General features: G+C 67.7%; 14 protein-coding genes. 5 read left to right on the top strand and 9 right to left on the bottom strand.

Translation table 11 applies throughout. The annotated features are described in order from the left end of the window. Positions 1–73 precede the first annotated feature (73 nt). Both H7I87_RS12280 and H7I87_RS12275 read left to right on the top strand, forming a co-directional pair. Positions 74–1,282, top strand: coding sequence for an amidohydrolase family protein (locus tag H7I87_RS12280; protein ID WP_003873130.1), 1,209 nt, complete (start codon positions 74–76; stop codon positions 1,280–1,282). A gap of 61 nt (positions 1,283–1,343) precedes the next feature. Further along, positions 1,344–1,715, top strand: coding sequence for a hypothetical protein (locus tag H7I87_RS12275; RefSeq protein ID WP_019733181.1), 372 nt, complete (start codon positions 1,344–1,346; stop codon positions 1,713–1,715). Here H7I87_RS12275 and H7I87_RS12270 read toward each other — a convergent pair. The 3 genes from H7I87_RS12270 to H7I87_RS12260 are packed head-to-tail and all read right to left on the bottom strand — an operon-like array spanning position 1,660 to position 3,977. Continuing rightward, positions 1,660–1,962 carry a hypothetical protein gene (locus H7I87_RS12270; protein WP_019733182.1) on the bottom strand — a complete coding sequence of 101 codons (303 nt, stop codon included), beginning with the start codon at positions 1,960–1,962 and terminating at the stop codon, positions 1,660–1,662. The two genes, H7I87_RS12275 and H7I87_RS12270, sit on opposite strands and share 56 nt — an antisense overlap. Before the next feature lies 1 nt (position 1,963). After that, complete coding sequence (locus tag H7I87_RS12265) at positions 1,964–3,454, bottom strand: molybdopterin-dependent oxidoreductase (protein WP_019733183.1); 1,491 nt, start codon at positions 3,452–3,454, stop codon at positions 1,964–1,966. A gap of 13 nt (positions 3,455–3,467) precedes the next feature. Beyond that, positions 3,468–3,977 carry a hypothetical protein gene (locus H7I87_RS12260; RefSeq protein ID WP_019733184.1) on the bottom strand — a complete coding sequence of 170 codons (510 nt, stop codon included), beginning with the start codon at positions 3,975–3,977 and terminating at the stop codon, positions 3,468–3,470. A 246-nt stretch (positions 3,978–4,223) separates the two neighbouring features. Here H7I87_RS12260 and H7I87_RS12255 point away from each other — a divergent pair, with 246 nt between their 5' ends. Continuing rightward, positions 4,224–6,191 (top strand): SpoIIE family protein phosphatase, encoded by a 1,968-nt coding sequence (locus tag H7I87_RS12255; protein ID WP_033712549.1) that lies wholly within the window; start codon positions 4,224–4,226, stop codon positions 6,189–6,191. Here the strand turns inward: H7I87_RS12255 and H7I87_RS12250 are convergent. The 3 genes from H7I87_RS12250 to H7I87_RS12240 form a co-directional block, all read right to left on the bottom strand. Continuing rightward, positions 6,188–7,429, bottom strand: a complete 1,242-nt coding sequence (locus tag H7I87_RS12250; RefSeq protein WP_009975825.1) for an acyl-CoA dehydrogenase family protein — start codon at positions 7,427–7,429, stop codon at positions 6,188–6,190. The two genes, H7I87_RS12255 and H7I87_RS12250, sit on opposite strands and share 4 nt — an antisense overlap. After that, entirely contained in the window at positions 7,426–8,574 is a 1,149-nt protein-coding gene (locus tag H7I87_RS12245) for an acyl-CoA dehydrogenase family protein (protein WP_011724251.1), read from the bottom strand. The genes H7I87_RS12250 and H7I87_RS12245 overlap by 4 nt, the downstream gene beginning before the upstream one ends. Before the next feature lie 213 nt (positions 8,575–8,787). Beyond that, the gene (locus H7I87_RS12240) at positions 8,788–9,747 is read right to left on the bottom strand and encodes an alpha/beta hydrolase (RefSeq protein WP_009975823.1); all 960 of its coding nucleotides are present in this window, start codon (positions 9,745–9,747) and stop codon (positions 8,788–8,790) included. 293 nt (positions 9,748–10,040) lie between these two features. Between H7I87_RS12240 and H7I87_RS12235 the strand changes: the two genes are divergently transcribed. Next, a complete protein-coding gene (locus H7I87_RS12235) occupies positions 10,041–11,273 on the top strand; it encodes a cytochrome P450 (RefSeq protein ID WP_009975822.1) in 1,233 nt (410 codons plus the stop codon). Then, complete coding sequence (locus H7I87_RS12230; RefSeq protein WP_009975821.1) at positions 11,270–12,427, top strand: Zn-dependent alcohol dehydrogenase; 1,158 nt, start codon at positions 11,270–11,272, stop codon at positions 12,425–12,427. The genes H7I87_RS12235 and H7I87_RS12230 overlap by 4 nt, the downstream gene beginning before the upstream one ends. A 7-nt stretch (positions 12,428–12,434) precedes the next feature. On the opposite strand, the gene H7I87_RS12225 is transcribed toward H7I87_RS12230, so the two are convergent. Genes H7I87_RS12225 through H7I87_RS12215 form a run of 3 tightly spaced genes read right to left on the bottom strand, consistent with a single transcriptional unit; the run spans position 12,435 to position 15,661 of the window. Continuing rightward, positions 12,435–14,339 carry a YhgE/Pip domain-containing protein gene (locus H7I87_RS12225; RefSeq protein ID WP_011724248.1) on the bottom strand — a complete coding sequence of 635 codons (1,905 nt, stop codon included), beginning with the start codon at positions 14,337–14,339 and terminating at the stop codon, positions 12,435–12,437. A 3-nt stretch (positions 14,340–14,342) separates the two neighbouring features. Beyond that, entirely contained in the window at positions 14,343–15,020 is a 678-nt protein-coding gene (locus tag H7I87_RS12220) for a hypothetical protein (protein WP_019732717.1), read from the bottom strand. A 23-nt stretch (positions 15,021–15,043) separates the two neighbouring features. Further along, positions 15,044–15,661, bottom strand: a complete 618-nt coding sequence (locus H7I87_RS12215; RefSeq protein WP_003873142.1) for a TetR/AcrR family transcriptional regulator — start codon at positions 15,659–15,661, stop codon at positions 15,044–15,046. Positions 15,662–15,669 lie beyond the last annotated feature (8 nt).

Raw genomic sequence — 15,669 nt, 5'->3', positions numbered from 1 at the left:
ACACCTTGTTCCGCACAAGTGGTAACGTCATTACCACACAGTGAGAATTACAGCCTTCTGCAAGGAGATCGCCATGCCGTCTCGCGAGCTTCCCTTCCCGGTGTTCGATGCCGACAACCACATGTACGAGCCGCAGGAAGCGCTGACCAAGTTCCTGCCGGACCACCGCAAGCACGTCATCGACTACGTCCAGATCCGCGGCCGGACCAAGATCGTGGTGCGCGGCCACATCAGCGAATACATCCCCAACCCGACGTTCGAAGTGGTGGCCCGTCCCGGCGCCCAGGAGGAGTACTTCCGAAACGGCTCGGGTGGCAAGAGCTACCGCGAAATCCTCGGCGAGCCGATGAAGGCCATTCCGGCCTTCCGCGAACCCGGCGCCCGGCTGGAGGTGATGGACGAACTCGGCATCGACTACGCGCTGATGTTCCCCACCCTGGCTAGCCTGGTCGAGGAGCGCATGAAAGACGACCCGGAGATGACGCACGACGTCATCCACGCGCTCAACCAGTGGATGTACGAGCAGTGGTCGTTCAACTACAAGGACCGCATCTTCGCCACCCCGGTGATCACGTTGCCGATCGTCGACCGCGCGCTCGAGGAGCTCGAGTGGTGCCTCGAGCGCGGCGCCCGCACCGTGCTGGTCCGGCCCGCGCCGGTGCCCGGCTATCGCGGCAGCCGCTCGTTCGGCTTCGAGGAGTTCGACCCGTTCTGGCAGGCCTGTGTGCGGGCCGAGATCCCCGTCTCGATGCACGCCTCGGACAGCGGCTACTCCGAGCTGCTCAACATCTGGGAACCCGGCGACGAGTTCCTGCCGTTCAAGCCCACCGCCTTCCGCAGCCTGGCCATGGGGCACCGGCCCGTCGAGGACGCGTTCGGCGCGTTGATCTGCCACGGCGCGCTGTCCCGCAACCCCGACCTGCGCATCCTGTCCATCGAGAACGGCGCCGACTGGGTGCCGCACCTGTTCAAGGGCCTCAAGGGCGTGTACAAGAAGATGCCGCAGGCGTTCGCCGAGGATCCGATCGAGACGTTCAAGCGGTGCGTCTACGTCAGCCCGTTCTGGGAGGACCGGTTCGCCGAGATCGTCAACATGGTGGGCACCGACCGGGTGGTGTTCGGATCGGACTGGCCGCACCCCGAGGGTTTGAAGGACCCGATCAGCTTCGTCGACGAGCTGGCCGATTTCAGCGACGAGGACAAGGCGAAGATCATGGGCGGCAACCTGATGAAGCTGATGAAGGTGTCCGCGCCGGCCGCCAAGAAGCCCGTCTCGGCCTGATCTCGCGCCCCTGCCGCGGCGCGGCGTGTAACCGAGGCCGCGGCAGGGTATCCGCCGCAGCGTGGCATCCCCCGGCCGGGAACGGATCGACATCACTGACGACCTTGCGTTCGTCGGTGAGCAGATCGAGGCGCTCGAACGACTCGGGGGGCGCGAGGACGTCGATGACGAACGGGTTTACGACCTGAGCATCAGGTGGGGCGCCGCGCTCGCCGGGCGGCTGCCGCGCATGGCGCACTACAGCGCGCTGGGACAACTCGTCGAACAAGACGAGCGCCGATTCCAAGCGTTGTGCGATCGGCTGCGCGAATTGTCGCCCCTGATCGACAGATTCGGCTTGGCCCGGCCCCGACTCCCGGGAGCGGCGGACGCCTCGGCTAACGGCCGGCGGCGCCGCGGCCGCTGGTCAAAAACTCGTTCTCGGACAGCCTGATCGCGGTCCGCGGCGCGGGGCATTGCGGATTGGCACAGGTCAACGCCACCAGGTAGGCGTCGGCCTCCTCGTTCAGAAAGAGGAAACCCAGGTAGAGGGCGTCGCCGACCACGAAATCCGTTGCGCCGCACGCCTCGCAGTGCCCACCCTTGGCCGCGACCTGCTCGCGCACCCGATGGGCGGCCGCCGCGTCCAAGCTGATCAGCTCGGGCCGCACCCCGATGCCGTTGGCCGCCGCGTCGGACATCTCAGATCTCCACGTCCTTGTCGTAGTACACGCGGTCCTCACGCCAACCGCCGGTGCCCATGCCGATCCCGGCGAAGTCGTCGACGAACTCGATCTGGTTGATCCACTTGGCCATCTTGAAACCCACCTGCGTTTCCACCCGCAGCCGCAACGGTGCGCCGTGCTGGATCGGCAGTGGGGCGCCGTTCATTTCATAGGCCAGCAGGGTCTGCGGCTTGTCGGCGAATCCCAGGTCGAGCACTTCGTAGAACTGGCCGCCGCCGTGCGAGGCCGGCTCGTCGGTGCTGTTGTCCTGCATGGTCAGAAAGCAGATGTAACGCGCCTGCGGCAGCGGCCGCACCAGATCGACCAGCTGGCGCAGGTGAACTCCGGTCCACTCCCCGATGCTGGTCCAGCCCTGCACGCAATTGTGCATCACCCGTTGGGTTTCCGGCTCGGCCAGCGAACGCAGCGCGGCAAGGTCGAGGATCACCGGGTTTTCCACCAGTCCGCCCACCCGCAGCCGCCAGTCGACGAAGTTGTGCACCGCCATCACCTTGTATTCCGTGCTGGTGGGCGGCTTTCCGTTGATGCGATGCCGCGGGGTGATCTTGCTCGCCGGGTAGTTCTGCCGCGAATTAAGCGGGCGCAGCAGCATCAGCCGGGCCGCGGTGACCACCCGACCCAGCACCCGCTGCACGGAGCGTGGATGCCGCAGACTCCACAGCGTGGCCGCCACATGGATCCCGACGATCGCGGCGATGATCAGCAGCGAGATCGCCGTCGCCCAGTAGGTGTTGCGCACCGAGCCGAAAATCATTGCGGCGGTGAGCCTTCCCCAGCCCCAGAAGAAGATCATCGACAGGTGGATCACGATGAATACGACAAAGGCGACCAGCCCCAGGAAATGCAGGCTGCGGGCCCATTGCCGACCGCCCCACATCCGCACGTACCACGGGAAGCGCGCCTCGATCGCCGGGGACTGCGCGGCGCCGGTGAGGATCTGGAACGGCGCCAGCACGAACACCACCCCCGCGTACGTCAGCTTCTGCATGGCGTCCAGGGGCTCACCGGGCAGCACCGGCGGCAGATTGAACGTCAGATAGGTGACGATGTCGTTGAACGCCTCGGGGAAGATCGACCAGGAATAGGGCCAGTAGCGGTGCCATTGGCCGGTGGCGAACAGCAGGACGTAATAGGAAAGCCCCACCAGCACCCAGCCGATCACCGCGAAGAAATGCCAGTGCCGGCCCATGCCCAGCTGCGCGTGGCCGGGCAGGGAAATCAACGGGTGATAATCCTCCTCCTCATCGAGGGTGTCGTAGATCCGGTCGCGGGGCATCACCTTTCGGGTAAAGCGCGCCCACTCGGTGCCCGGCTTGCTGTCGTCGTGCCAGTACAACTTCGGGTGGGTGGAAAGTATCTCGATGCCGCTGCGAATTATCAGCGTCACAAACAGCACGTTGAGCCAATGATCGACGCGCAGCCATACCGGATAGTCCAATACCGTCATCGCCTGCGCTTCGTCAGTCGTACCACTGCTGACGCTGCGGATAGGCCACGTTGATGCCCGACAACACCGTGGTATGCACCGCGAGGAAGGCGCCCGCGAACGCGATGCCCAACGTTCCCGGCGCGAAGTCCCATCGGGTGGTCACCCCGATCAGCCCGGGCAGCTGGACCCACCGGGTTACCAGATACGCGCAAAGGAACGCCGAGCAGACCAGGCTGCCGAAATACCAACCAGCCTGGGGCACAATCGGTTTGAGAGCGAACACCATGGCGCCGGCCGCCAGCGCGCAGGCCGCGCTCAGCCCCAGCACGTAGGCGGCGAAATATCGCGGCAGACCCGGTTCGGTGGTCAGCACGTAGATGTGCACCAGCACCAGTCCGGTCAGCAGCGCGCCACCCAGCGCGGTCACCGTGCGCGGCAGGTTGAACGCCACCCAGCCGTTGAGGGTGAGTACCCGCGAAGACAGCAGGCGCCGCCGCAATCCCTTCGCGCCCTTCGTGCTTTGCGCCAGCGGATCGGCCACGCCAGCGACATACCCGACCGTCACATCCGCAAACGCGCTTTCAGGGAGTCCACAGCAGCGTTTTTCGGCGGCGTCAATTGCGCTGCGTCGACGAATCGGGCGACGATTAACGGGCCGGTATCAAAGCCGTTGCAATGCCGGGCCGGCAACCATTGCTAATCTGAACAACTACGTGTGCAAATTGGTCAATCGATTGACCCGGTTTTCGCCACGGTCGCACCGGACGGAGACCGCTAGGAGGGCCAAATGGTGGCCGAAAAGGACTGGGACAGAATCGTCGGCGCGGCCGATGACGTGCGCCGCGTCTTCGACAACGTCCCCGCGCTGTTGGTCGGCCTGGAAGGGCCAGACCATCGATTCGTCGCGGTCAACGCCGCCTACCGCGCGCTCAGTCCGCCGGTCGACCCGATCGGGCTGCTCGCCCGCGAGGTGTATCCCGAGCTGGAGAGCCAGCAGATCTTCCAGATGTTCGACCGGGTTTACCAGACCGGTGAGCCGCAGTCGGGAACGGAATGGCGGGTACAGGCCGACTTCGAAGGCGTGGGGAAGGCCCAGGAGCACTTCTTCGATTTCATCGTCACGCCGCGCCGCGGCGACGACGGCTCGATCGAGGGCGTGCAGCTCGCCTTCGTCGACGTCACCGACCGGGTGCGCAACCGGATGGCCGCCGAAGCGCGCCTCGAGGAGCTGTCCGAGCGGTACCGCAACGTGCGCGACTCCGCCACCGTCATGCAGCAGGCGCTGCTGGCGCCGTCGGTGCCGGTGACCCCCGGCGCGGATGTGACCGCGGAGTATCTGGTGGCCGCGCAGGACACCGCGGCCGGCGGCGACTGGTTCGATGCGATCCCGCTCGGGGATCGGTTGGTGCTCATCGTCGGTGACGTCGTCGGCCATGGGGTGGAAGCGGCCGCGGTGATGTCCCAGCTGCGCACCGCGCTGCGGATGCAGATCCTGGCGGGATACCCGATCGCCGAAGCGCTCGAGGCGGTCGACCGCTTCCACAAGCACGTCCCGGGGTCCAGCTCGGCCACCATGTGCGTCGGCTCGCTGGACTTCGGCAGCGGCGAATTCAGTTACTGCACAGCCGGACACCCGCCGCCGCTGCTGGTGACGGCGGACGCGACCGCGCGCTACGTCGAGCCGTCCGGCGCGGGCCCGCTGGGCAGCGGCACCGGCTTTCCGGTCCGCACCGAATTCCTCGACGTGGGCGACTCGATCCTGCTCTACACCGACGGCTTGATCGAACGGCCGGGCCGGCCCTTGGGCGCCAGCACCGCCGAATTCGCGGACCTGGCCGCCAACATCGTCTCCGGTCAGGGCGGCTTCGTCATCGAATCGTCGGTGCGAACGGTCGACCGGCTCTGCGCGGAGACGCTGGAGCTGCTGCTGCGCTCGACCGGCTACAGCGACGACGTGACTCTGCTTGCGGCGCAACGCCGCACACCGCCACCCCCACTGAACTTGACGCTGGACGCGACGATTCACGCCGCGCGCACGGTGCGCACCCGGTTGCGGCAGTGGTTGTCCGACGTCGGCGCCGACGCCGACGACATCTCCGACATCGTGCACGCCATCTCGGAGTTCGTCGAGAACGCGGTCGAGCACGGCTACGCCACCGAGGTTCCCGACGGCGTGGTCGTCGAAGCGATGCTGGCCGGCGACGGCAACCTGCACGCCTCGGTGATCGACCGGGGACGGTGGAAGGATCACCGGGAAGGCGAGACCGGCCGTGGCCGAGGCCTGGCCATGGCCGAGGCCCTGGTGTCAGAGGCGCACGTCAGTCACGGCCCCGAGGGGACGACCGCCAGCGTGACGCACCGGCTTTCGCGCCCGGCCAACTTCGTCGCCGACTCACTGGTCAGCCGGGCCGGCGACCACGGGGTGCGCAGCGCCGAATTCGTCTCCACGGTCACCGAGCCGGGCCGCATCGTCGTCAGCGGCGACGTCGACTCCAACACCGCGTCCACCCTGGACCGGCAGATCGCCGTCGAAAGCCGTTCCGGCGTAGCGCCTTTGACGGTCGATCTGAGCGCGGTCACCCACCTCGCGTCGGCGGGCGTCAGCGCGCTGGCCGCCGCACGGGAGCGGGCGCTGCGCCAAGGCAGCGACTACGTGCTGGTGGCCCCGCCGGGAAGCCCGGCCCACCATGTCCTGTCGCTGGTGCAGATCCCGGTGGTCAGCGGCCTCGCCGAGAACGTCGTCGCCGAAGGTTAGGACCGATCCGAGCGCTGCCCGTGCCGCACCTGGTTGAACGGCACCCCGCGGTCGGCGGCGTATTCGCGGGGGAAGCCCAGCACCCGCTCGCCGATGACGTTGCGCGCCATTTCCGTTGTGCCACCGCCGATGGCGACGGTCTGCCGAGAAAGGTAGCGCAGCCCGGTTTCCAGTCCGGCGCCCGGCTCCCCGACCACACCGGCGCTGCCCGCGATCGCCAGCGCGGTGTCGACGTCGGTAGTGACGGTTTCGGAGTGGAACAGCCGGATCAGCGTTCCGGCGGCCGGCGGCAGTGCGCCGTCCCGGACGCTGCGGTACACGTGGCCGATCAGCTGCTCGGCCACCGCGCGGTGCACCAGGACGCGACCGGCCATCTCCTGCACGCGCGGGTCGTCGGCCTGTCCGGTCTTCTCGGCCAGGCTCACGTAGTCGACCGGGATCGTGTGGCCGCCCTCGCTGCCGCCGCCGCTGGCGAATTCGGAACCCTGCCCCACGGCCCGGCGTTCGTGGTAGAGCTGGCGTGAGGCCACCGCCCAGCCGCCGTTGACCTCCCCGACGACGGCGTCATCCCCCACGTCGACACCGTCCAGGAACTCCTCGCAGAACTCGGTGGAGCCGCTGAGCATGGTGATGCGCCGCAACGTGATTCCGGGATGGTTGATGGGCACCAGGAACATGGTCAGGCCTTCGTGCTTGGGCACGTCCCAGTTGGTGCGGGCCAGGCACAGGCCGTAGTCGGCGGCGAACGCGCTCGTGCTCCAGGTCTTGGCGCCGTTGATGATCCACCGGTCGCCGCGCCGCTCGGCCCGGGTGAGCACACCGGCCAGATCCGACCCGCCGCTGGGTTCGCTCAACAGCTGCACCAGGATTTCCTCGCCGCGCAGTGCCGCGGCGATGTGCTGTTTCTTCTGCTGCTCGCTGCCGGTGTCGAGCAGCGTCGCGCAGCAGATGGTGAAGGTCGGGGTGTTGAGGATCAACGGCATTTCATAGTCGAGGCTTTCGGCGTCGAATGCCTTCTGGTATTCGTAGTCCAGCCCCAGGCCGCCGTACTCGCGGGGAAAGCAGATGCCCGCGAAACCGCCGTCGTACAGCCTCTTCTGCAGTTCGCGGGCCCTGCGCCAGGCCCGCTCGTCGTCGCGCGGGGCCGGTGGTGGGGACTCGCGGTCGATGGCGGGCATGTTGTCGGCCAACCAGGCTCGGGCCCGGGCCGCGAATTGCGCGACGGATTCGGTCGTCATTTCGCCGCACCCCCCGCCTTCTCGAACTGGTAGACGCGCAGGTTGTGTTCCTCCGGCGTGCCGAACATGCCGCGGTACAACGTAACCCGGCGCAGGTACAGGTGCAGGTCGTGTTCCCAGGTGACGCCGATACCGCCGTGCATCTGCACGCAGGCCTGCACGATCTGCCCGGCCATCTCGCCCACATAGGACTTGGCGATGCTGGCCGACAGCCCCGCCTGCGGCGAGCGGGCGGCCACCTCGGCGACCGCCGCCCAGGTGGTGGCCCGGCATGCCTCCAGCCACAGCTTCATGTCGGCGAACTTGTGTTTGAGGGCCTGATACGACGCCAGCGGACGACCGAAGGTGTGCCGGTCCAGCGCCCATTGGGTGGTGAAGTCGAACACCGTCTGCACCACCCCGACCACCTCGGCGCATTGCAGCACCTGGGCGAGCTGGCTTTGTCGCTCGATCAGGGTGGCGGTCTCGGCGGCGGTGCCGACCGCGGCGGACCGCGGCACGACGACACCGTCGAAGTGCACCCGGGCGTACTGCTTGACCAGGTCCACCGACTGCTGGGGCTCGATCCGCACCCCCGGCGCGTCCGTCGGGACCAGGAACTGGCGGATCTGCCCGTCGGCGCCGCAGCGCGCGACCACCAGCAGCAGCGCGCTCTGGGCGCCCGCCTCCACGCGGTCCTTGACGCCGTCGATGCGGTAGCCGGAATCGGTTTCGGTGGCCGTCACCGACGGATTCAGCGGCGCCCAGCCCTGACCCGGCTCATACACCGCCCAGGACGCGACGGTTTCACCGGAGATCAGCGCCTCGATGACGTCACGATGCGTTTCGGCGCCGGAACATTCGGCCAGCGCCGACAGCACGATGCTGACCGGGTACAGCGGGCCGGGCGCGACGGTCTTGCCGAGTTGTTCGGCGACCGTCGCCAGATCGGCCAGGCCGCTCTCCGAGACGCTGCCGCCGCCCAACTCCTCGGGAACCAGCAGGCCCGTCCAGCCGAGCTCGGCGGCGCGCCGCCACCAGCCGGGGTCGAACGCGGTGCCGGCGGCATGCAGCTCCCGCACCCGCCGCAGCGGCGCCTCCTTTTCCAGGAAAGCTTGGGTGGTCGAGGTGAAGAGGATCTTTTCCGGGGAGTCGACGGTGCTCATGGTGCCGAGGGGATCCTTCGTGACATTCGATCGCTGCGGGTGCAACGGAATCGGTTTGAGTGTTTGATCATCCGCCCGATCGGTCCTCGGTTGGCTGCCGATTCCGATGTTAGCAACGCGCACTACGGTAAGAGATACCGGAGTTCAGTCGGTAAGCGGCGGCCCGCGCCGCCGCTCCGGCTGCGGCGGCCGCCGGCAGACACCCGGCCCGTCCTACATGGCAAACACGCGGCGTAACGCCTGCGCGTGCAGCGCCCGGTTCTCTTGGGCAACAATCCAATCCGGGACCATCGAGTCGAAACCGTTGAAGGTTGCTGCGATCACATGCAATTCGGTGTGCACGTAGGCGTGCAGCAGCCGATTGGCATAGTCGATGGCCTCGTCGCGGCACGGATCGATCTCCGAGCAGCTGATGAACGTGGGCGGCAGGCCCTCGAGGTTGGCCCGGTGGGCGGGGACGTGCTGACCGCTGGCGCTGGCGTGACCGAGGTAGTGGTTCCAGGCCCGGCTCACGGCCGGACCGTTCAGACCCGGCGTGCGCTGGAATTCGCGACGCGACGGCGTGGCGTCGGAATCCAGCATCGGCTGGTGCAGGATCTGCATCAGGATCGTCGGCCCCTCCTGGTCGAACATGCGCTGGGTCAGGCCCGCCACCAGGGCCGCGCCGGCGTCCCGGCCCATCACGGCGATGCGGTTGGCGTCGGCGTTTAGCGCCGCGCTGTTGTCGACGACGTACCGGAAGGCGGCTTCGACGTCGTCCAGCGCCGCGGGACAGGGATTTTCGGGCGCCAGCCGGTAGTCGACCGACACCACCAGACACCCGCCGTCACGGGCCAGCTCCACGCAGTGCGCGTGGTCGGTGGCGAGGTTGCCGGTGACGAACGCGCCGCCGTGGGCGTACACCAGCAGCGGCGCCGCGGATTCGGTGTGGCCGCGATACAAGCGAAGCTCCAGCGGCTGACCGTCCGGCCCGGCGATCGACACCGAATCGATCGCCACGCCGCGGGTGTCGGCGGATGCGGCGCGCTGGGCGGCCAACCGGTTGGCGTGTTCCCGCTCGGCGGCCAGGGTTTCGGCGCGGAACTCCACCACCCCCAACTGGGCGGCGGTATCCCGCAGCACCGGGTCGATGCGGGTAAGGCCTTGCGGCCGGGCCAGGTTCGTCTGTGTCATACCTACTCGTTTTCGTCGGCTGATCAGCGGGCTCGTCGACGGTCCCGGCGGACGGTGGTGCCGGACACCACCTTCAAAGTAGACCTGCGCTTTTGGGCGGGCGGAAAGGAGGGGCGACTCCCGGTGGGCCGGGGATCGCGGTTCGCCGACCGGAGGCCGCGGGCGGCGAACAGGCTGCGGCCATTGGGCTTCGTTGCTATTTATACTATGATAGCGATATTCCGCTCGGTACCGACCCGCCGTGGACCCGCGCGCGGCCCGCGCCACCGGTCCGTTTTCGCGTAAGGAGCGCTATGCCGCTGAGCACTGGCCCGACCGGTCAACCCGTCGTACCGACGCTCGACTTCACCGGCGAGACCAGCCCGTACCCGTTCTTCGAACACATGCGGCGCACCGACCCGGTCTGGCACGGCTCGCTGGCCGACGCCAGCCAGCTGCCCGAGGAACTGCGCCCCGAGGACGAGTGGGTGCTGTTCGACTACGAGAGCGTGTCGCAGGCCTTCCGCGACGACCGGATCTTCAGCTCGCACAAGTACGACGAGACCATCGGCCTGGTGATGGGCCACACCATCCTCGCGATGGGCGGCCGGGAACACCACGACCACCGCAACTTGGTGGCCAAGGCCTTTCGCGCCACCGCGCTGGAGCGCTGGGAGCCGTCGGTCATCGGGCCGGTCTGCGAGCAACTGGTCGACGAGATCAAGAACGACGGCCACGCCGATTTGGTGAAGGCGGTGACATTCGAGTTCCCCACGCGGATCATCTCGACGCTGCTCGGTCTGCCCGCCGAGGATCTCGACCTGTTCCGCCGGCTGTCGCTGGACCTGATCTCCATCCCCACCGACATCGAGGCCGGCCTGAACGCCGCGACCGAGCTCTACGACTACTTCCTCAAACAGGTCGAGCAGCGCCGGCGCAAACCCACCGACGACATCATCGGCGACCTGGTGGCCGCGGAGATCGACGGCGAAAAGCTCACCGATGAGGCCATCATCGCGTTCCTGCGGTTGCTGCTGCCCGCCGGGCTGGAGACCACCTACCGCTCCTCGGGCAACCTGCTGTACCTGTTGCTGACCCACCCCGAGCAGTTGGCGATGGTCTATCGGGACCGGTCGTTGATACCGATGGCGATCGAGGAGGCCCTGCGGTTCGAGACACCGCTGACCATGGTCACCCGGACCACCACCGAGGAGGTCGAAATCGGCGGCAAGACCATCCCGGCCAACGCCCAGATCGACATGTGCATGGGCTCGGCCAATCGCGACGAGACCCGCTGGACCGATCCCAACGCCTTCGACATCCGCCGGCCCCGCCAGGCCCACATCGCCTTCGCCGGGGGCATCCACATGTGCCTGGGCATGCATTTGGCGCGACTGGAAACCCGGGTGATGTTGAACAGCCTGTTCGACCGGGTGCGGGATTTGGCGTTCGTGCCCGACGACGGAACCGGCGAGGAGTCCAAGATCGTCGGGCTCACCTTCCGCTCCCCCAACAAGCTTCCCGTCACGTTCGCGCCCGCCGCATGAAAAGCCGGGCAGCGATCCTGCATGACGTCGGCGGCCCTTGGTCGGTCGAGGAGTTCGAGCTGGACCCGCCGCGCGCCGGGGAGGTCCTGGTGCAGATGGCCGCCGCCGGTTTGTGCCACTCCGACGACCACATCCTCAAGGGCGACATGTCGGCGCCCAACGAGGTGATGCGATCGCTGGGGCTGCCCACCATGTTCCCCACCATCGGCGGCCACGAGGGTTCGGGCATCGTGCGCGAGGTGGGTGAGGGCGTCACCGATTTCGCGCCGGGCGATCACGTGGTGATGTCGTTCGTCGCCGTGTGCGGCCAATGCCGTTGGTGCGCAAGCGGAATGGAGTACCTCTGCGACGTGGGCATCGGCACCATGATCCCTGGGATGCCCACCGACGGCACCTTCCGCCACCACACGGCCGGCGGCGGCAACCTCGGCCACATCGCGAAGATCGGCGCCTTCGCCGAACACACTGTGGTGTCGACGAATTCGCTGGTGAAGATCGAGCAGCAGTTGCCGCTGGCGCCGAGCGCGCTGCTGTCCTGCGCCATCCCGACCGGCTACGGCTCGGCCGCCAACCGGGCCGGGGTGTGCGGCGGGGACGCCGTGGTGGTGATCGGCGCCGGCGGCATCGGCACCGGAGCCATCCAGGGCGCCCGGATCAGCGGTGCCGCGCAGATCGTCGCGGTCGACCCGGTGGAGTTCAAGCAGAAGTCGGCGCTGCGGTTCGGCGCCACGCACAGCGTGGCGACCATCGCCGAGGCCCTGGACCTGGTGCGGGACTTGACTTATGGGGTGATGGCCGACGCGGTGGTGGTCTCGCCGTCGTTGATCACCGCCGACGACGTGCGCGACGCGCTGAAGCTGACCCGCAAGGGCGGAACCTGTGTGCTCACCGGCATGACGTCGCAGTTGACCCGGTCGGTCAACATCGAGCTGCAGGACTTCATCCTGATGAACAAGACACTGGCGGGCACCATCTTCGGCTCGTGCAACCCCAGGGCCGACATCGCCCGGCTGGCCAGGCTCTATCAGACCGGTCAGCTGCAGCTCGACGAGATGATCACCAAGCGCTATCGTCTGGACGAGGTCAACGACGCCTACGACGACCTGCTCAACGGCAAAATCGTGCGGGGCATCATCGATTTCGGGATCGCCTGAGCGCGGCCTAAATCTTGATCGCGGGGAACAGCCTGCTGAGGTTCCACAGCCGGTCTCTGCGCGCCGACAGACACGAGATCGCCAGTGCGACGGCCGTTATCGCGGCCAGCACGATGATCGCCTGCCACAGTCGGGCGTCGATGCCGCCGAGGATGAGCTGCCGGAGTCCGTTGACACCGTACGTCATCGGGTCGAAGCGGTGCAGGACCTGGAACGGCCGAGACGTGGTTTCCACGGGATACATCCCGCCCGCGCTGACGAGCTGCAGCATGAGCAGGGCCATGATCAGCACCCGGCCCACCGCCGGACCGACAAGAGCGTTGATCGCCTGCGTCGCGGCCACGAACGCGGCGGAAATCAGCACCATGAACCCCAGCATCGCCACCGGGTGGACGGCGTGCATGCCGAGGGCGAACCGGACCACACAGTAGAGAACGACGGCCTGGAACAGCGCGATCGCAGCGGCGGGCAGGTAGCTGGCGAGCACCACGCGGATCGCGATCACCTCCGCGGCGATCGCACGATATTGCAAGGGCCGCAACACCATCCACAGCACCAAGGCGCCGAAGAACAGGGCGAGGGTGAGGAAGAACGGGGCCATACCGGTGCCGAAGTTGGGCGCGGCGTTCTCATGGGAAGCCTCGAGTTGCACCGGGCCGCCGATGGTGTCGGCGACCGCTTCCTTTTGCTGGGTGGTCCAGTTCGGCACCTGCCTGGCGCCCTCGGCGAGTTTCGTCGCCAGCTCGGCCGATCCCGCTTTGAGTTGGCCGGCGCCGTCGTCGAGCTTGGCGATGCCGCCGGCCAATTCGGCGTTACCGGTGGCGACTTGCTGCGCCCCGTCGCGCAGCTGGGTGAGCTTGTTGGTCAGCTCCTGGCCCTTGCCGCCGAGCTGATCGAGCGCCGACGCGAGCGGACTGCCCGGGGTCCGCAACCCCGAAGTCATGGCGATCGCCGCGTTCTGCGCATCGGTGAGCTGCTGGCGGATCTGGGGCGTGAACTGGTGACCCCGGAGTTGATCCTGGATGCCGCGCAGGTTGTTCGCCAGCGGATCCGCTCGCGCGGAGAGCTGGTCGATCACCGACGTCAGCGAGCTCGCGGCGGCGTCCTGCGCCGCGGCGATGGCGCCGAGCTGATCGTTGGCCTGCGCGAGCGCGGTGGCGCCCTGCTGCAATTGCTCTGTGCTGCCGCCGATCTGCGATACCGCCTTGGTCACCGCGAGCAGCGGGTCGGTGGCCTGGTTGATTCCGTCGGACAGTTGCTTGGCGCCGGCGGCGAGCGTCGCCGAGCCGGTCCGCGCGCTGTCCAGGCCGGCTGCCAGCTGACCGGCGCCGTCGTCGAGTCGGGCCGCCCCGTCTGCGGCCTGCTTGATACCCGATCCGGACGAAACCACCACCGACAGCATCTGATTGACGGCCTGTCCCGAGATCCGGCTGGAGACGGCGTTGAGTACCTGCTCGATGGCGGTACGACCGATGCTCGTCGAGATGTAGTTGTTGGCGTCGTTGTAGACGGCAATCAGGTTGGCCTTCTTGGGCTGCCCGGTCACCGGCGACGCGATCGCCGCGCTGAAGTCCGGCGGCAGCTCGACCATGAAGTAGTACTTGCCGTGGTCGACTCCGTTGCGTGCCTCCGGTAAGTCCACGACGTGCCAGTCCAGGCTGCCGTCGGCGGTCAGACTCTTGGCGATCTCCGCACCGGCGTTGAACTGCTGGCCGGACACGACGGCGCCCCGGTCGGAGTTGACCAGCGCCACCGGCATCTTGTTGGTGTGGCCGAAGGGATCCCAGAAGGCCCACAGGTACAGCGCCCCGTACACCAGGGGAAGCAGCATCAGCACGACGATGGCCGCGCGCGTCAATCGGCTACGCCGGAAGCGTTTGATCTCTGAGCCAAAGGCGAGTCCAGCCAGCATCTTTCAGTCCTCCCCGGTCGGGATGCGGTGATCGTGGAGTTCGTGGTCGGGCGCGTCGGCGCCGAGCGGGTTGGTCACCCCGACGACGACGGTGCGCTGCCTCGCGATCGCGCCGAGCCGCTCGGCCGCGATCGCTCGTCGGGAGTTGTCACGAACCTGTTCGAGGTCGCCGACCACCAGAATCGGACGGTTCGACAGCAACGCCAGCGTGATCCGCAGCAGGAACAGTTCGAGGTCCGACAGTTCGACGACGTAGGTGTTGTCGGATGGCGGGGCCATGTCGCCGAAGACCTCGGTGAGCTCGGCCGGGCGCGATTGCAGCGGCACCGACGAGTACCAGGGCGCCAGCCACCGGCGTTGCTCGGCGAGCACGGTCCCCACGGTCACCGAATCCTCCAGATCGTCGATGCCTTCGAACGCCGCGATGGAGCAGTGCCGGCGGATCGCGCGCGGAGTTGTTTCGCCGAGGACGGTGAGCGTGCCGTGGCTGGGCTTGAACCGTCCCGCGAGCGTCAACAGCAGTGTGGTCTGCCCCGGTCCGCCGGGCATCTGAATCGCGTGAAAGCCCGGCGTCAGGGCCAGGTCGACCCCCGAGAACAGGGGCCCGTGCTCGCCGTCGACCCCCAATCCGGCGGCGGTGATCACCGGTGCGACGTCGTCCGGTTCGTTGTTGGCATCCATGGTGTGGCTTTCCCTCATCACCGTCAGACCGGTATCGATTCCAGCAGCGCGGTGATTAGCTGGGCGAGCAGGTCGGGGTTGATGGTTCCCGGGCGCAGCACCTCTTCCATCGCCACGCCCAGGTTGAGGGTGACGACGAGCTGGGCGATGTCGGTCAGCCGCCGGTCGCCCGGCACCGTGTCGGTCGACTCGACGATGTGCAGGGCCTGGTCGGCCGCGGCGCGGCGGCGCTCGATCAGGCGTTCCCGAAGCTGCGGATCGCGCTGGGCGCGCAGCCAGTACTCGACGAGCAGCACGTAGTAGTCGGAATGGTCGCGGACCGAGTCGAGCACCGACCGGCTCACCTCGCGCGCGGCCGCGGTGGTGTCGCCGGCGCTGCGGTCCAGCGCTATCGCGATCTGCTGCCCGCGCAGCTCGAACTCGCGGTCGAGCAGGGCCAGGAACAGCTCGTCCTTGGACTCGAAGTTGGAATAGACCGCTCCCTTGGTGAACCCCGCGGCCTGACCGATCGCGTCGATGGTGGCCCCGGCGAAGCCCTCGGCCGCGAACACCTTCGCCGCCGCATCCAGGATCCGGTCGCGAACCTCGCCGCGGGTGGGGCGGCTGCGAAGCGGTTTGACGGGCGACATGCCCAGCAGCATACCGGCCA

Origin of the sequence: Mycobacterium timonense, from assembly GCF_025821985.1 — a bacterium.
Taxonomy (GTDB): domain Bacteria; phylum Actinomycetota; class Actinomycetes; order Mycobacteriales; family Mycobacteriaceae; genus Mycobacterium; species Mycobacterium avium.
Note: the sequence above shows the minus strand (reverse complement) of the source record. Positions and strands in the feature narration are given on the sequence as shown.

Excerpts from the sequence above, each read along its gene's own strand:
- H7I87_RS12215 (WP_003873142.1), bottom strand. The coding sequence starts at position 15,661 with ATGCTGCTGGGCATGTCGCCCGTCAAACCGCTTCGCAGCCGCCCCACC.
- H7I87_RS12255 (WP_033712549.1), top strand. The coding sequence starts at position 4,224 with ATGGTGGCCGAAAAGGACTGGGACAGAATCGTCGGCGCGGCCGATGAC.
- H7I87_RS12265 (WP_019733183.1), bottom strand. The coding sequence starts at position 3,454 with ATGACGGTATTGGACTATCCGGTATGGCTGCGCGTCGATCATTGGCTC.
- H7I87_RS12235 (WP_009975822.1), top strand. The coding sequence starts at position 10,041 with ATGCCGCTGAGCACTGGCCCGACCGGTCAACCCGTCGTACCGACGCTC.
- H7I87_RS12240 (WP_009975823.1), bottom strand. The coding sequence starts at position 9,747 with ATGACACAGACGAACCTGGCCCGGCCGCAAGGCCTTACCCGCATCGAC.
- H7I87_RS12230 (WP_009975821.1), top strand. The coding sequence starts at position 11,270 with ATGAAAAGCCGGGCAGCGATCCTGCATGACGTCGGCGGCCCTTGGTCG.
- H7I87_RS12220 (WP_019732717.1), bottom strand. The coding sequence starts at position 15,020 with ATGGATGCCAACAACGAACCGGACGACGTCGCACCGGTGATCACCGCC.
- H7I87_RS12270 (WP_019733182.1), bottom strand. The coding sequence starts at position 1,962 with ATGTCCGACGCGGCGGCCAACGGCATCGGGGTGCGGCCCGAGCTGATC.
- H7I87_RS12225 (WP_011724248.1), bottom strand. The coding sequence starts at position 14,339 with ATGCTGGCTGGACTCGCCTTTGGCTCAGAGATCAAACGCTTCCGGCGT.
- H7I87_RS12280 (WP_003873130.1), top strand. The coding sequence starts at position 74 with ATGCCGTCTCGCGAGCTTCCCTTCCCGGTGTTCGATGCCGACAACCAC.
- H7I87_RS12245 (WP_011724251.1), bottom strand. The coding sequence starts at position 8,574 with ATGAGCACCGTCGACTCCCCGGAAAAGATCCTCTTCACCTCGACCACC.
- H7I87_RS12250 (WP_009975825.1), bottom strand. The coding sequence starts at position 7,429 with ATGACGACCGAATCCGTCGCGCAATTCGCGGCCCGGGCCCGAGCCTGG.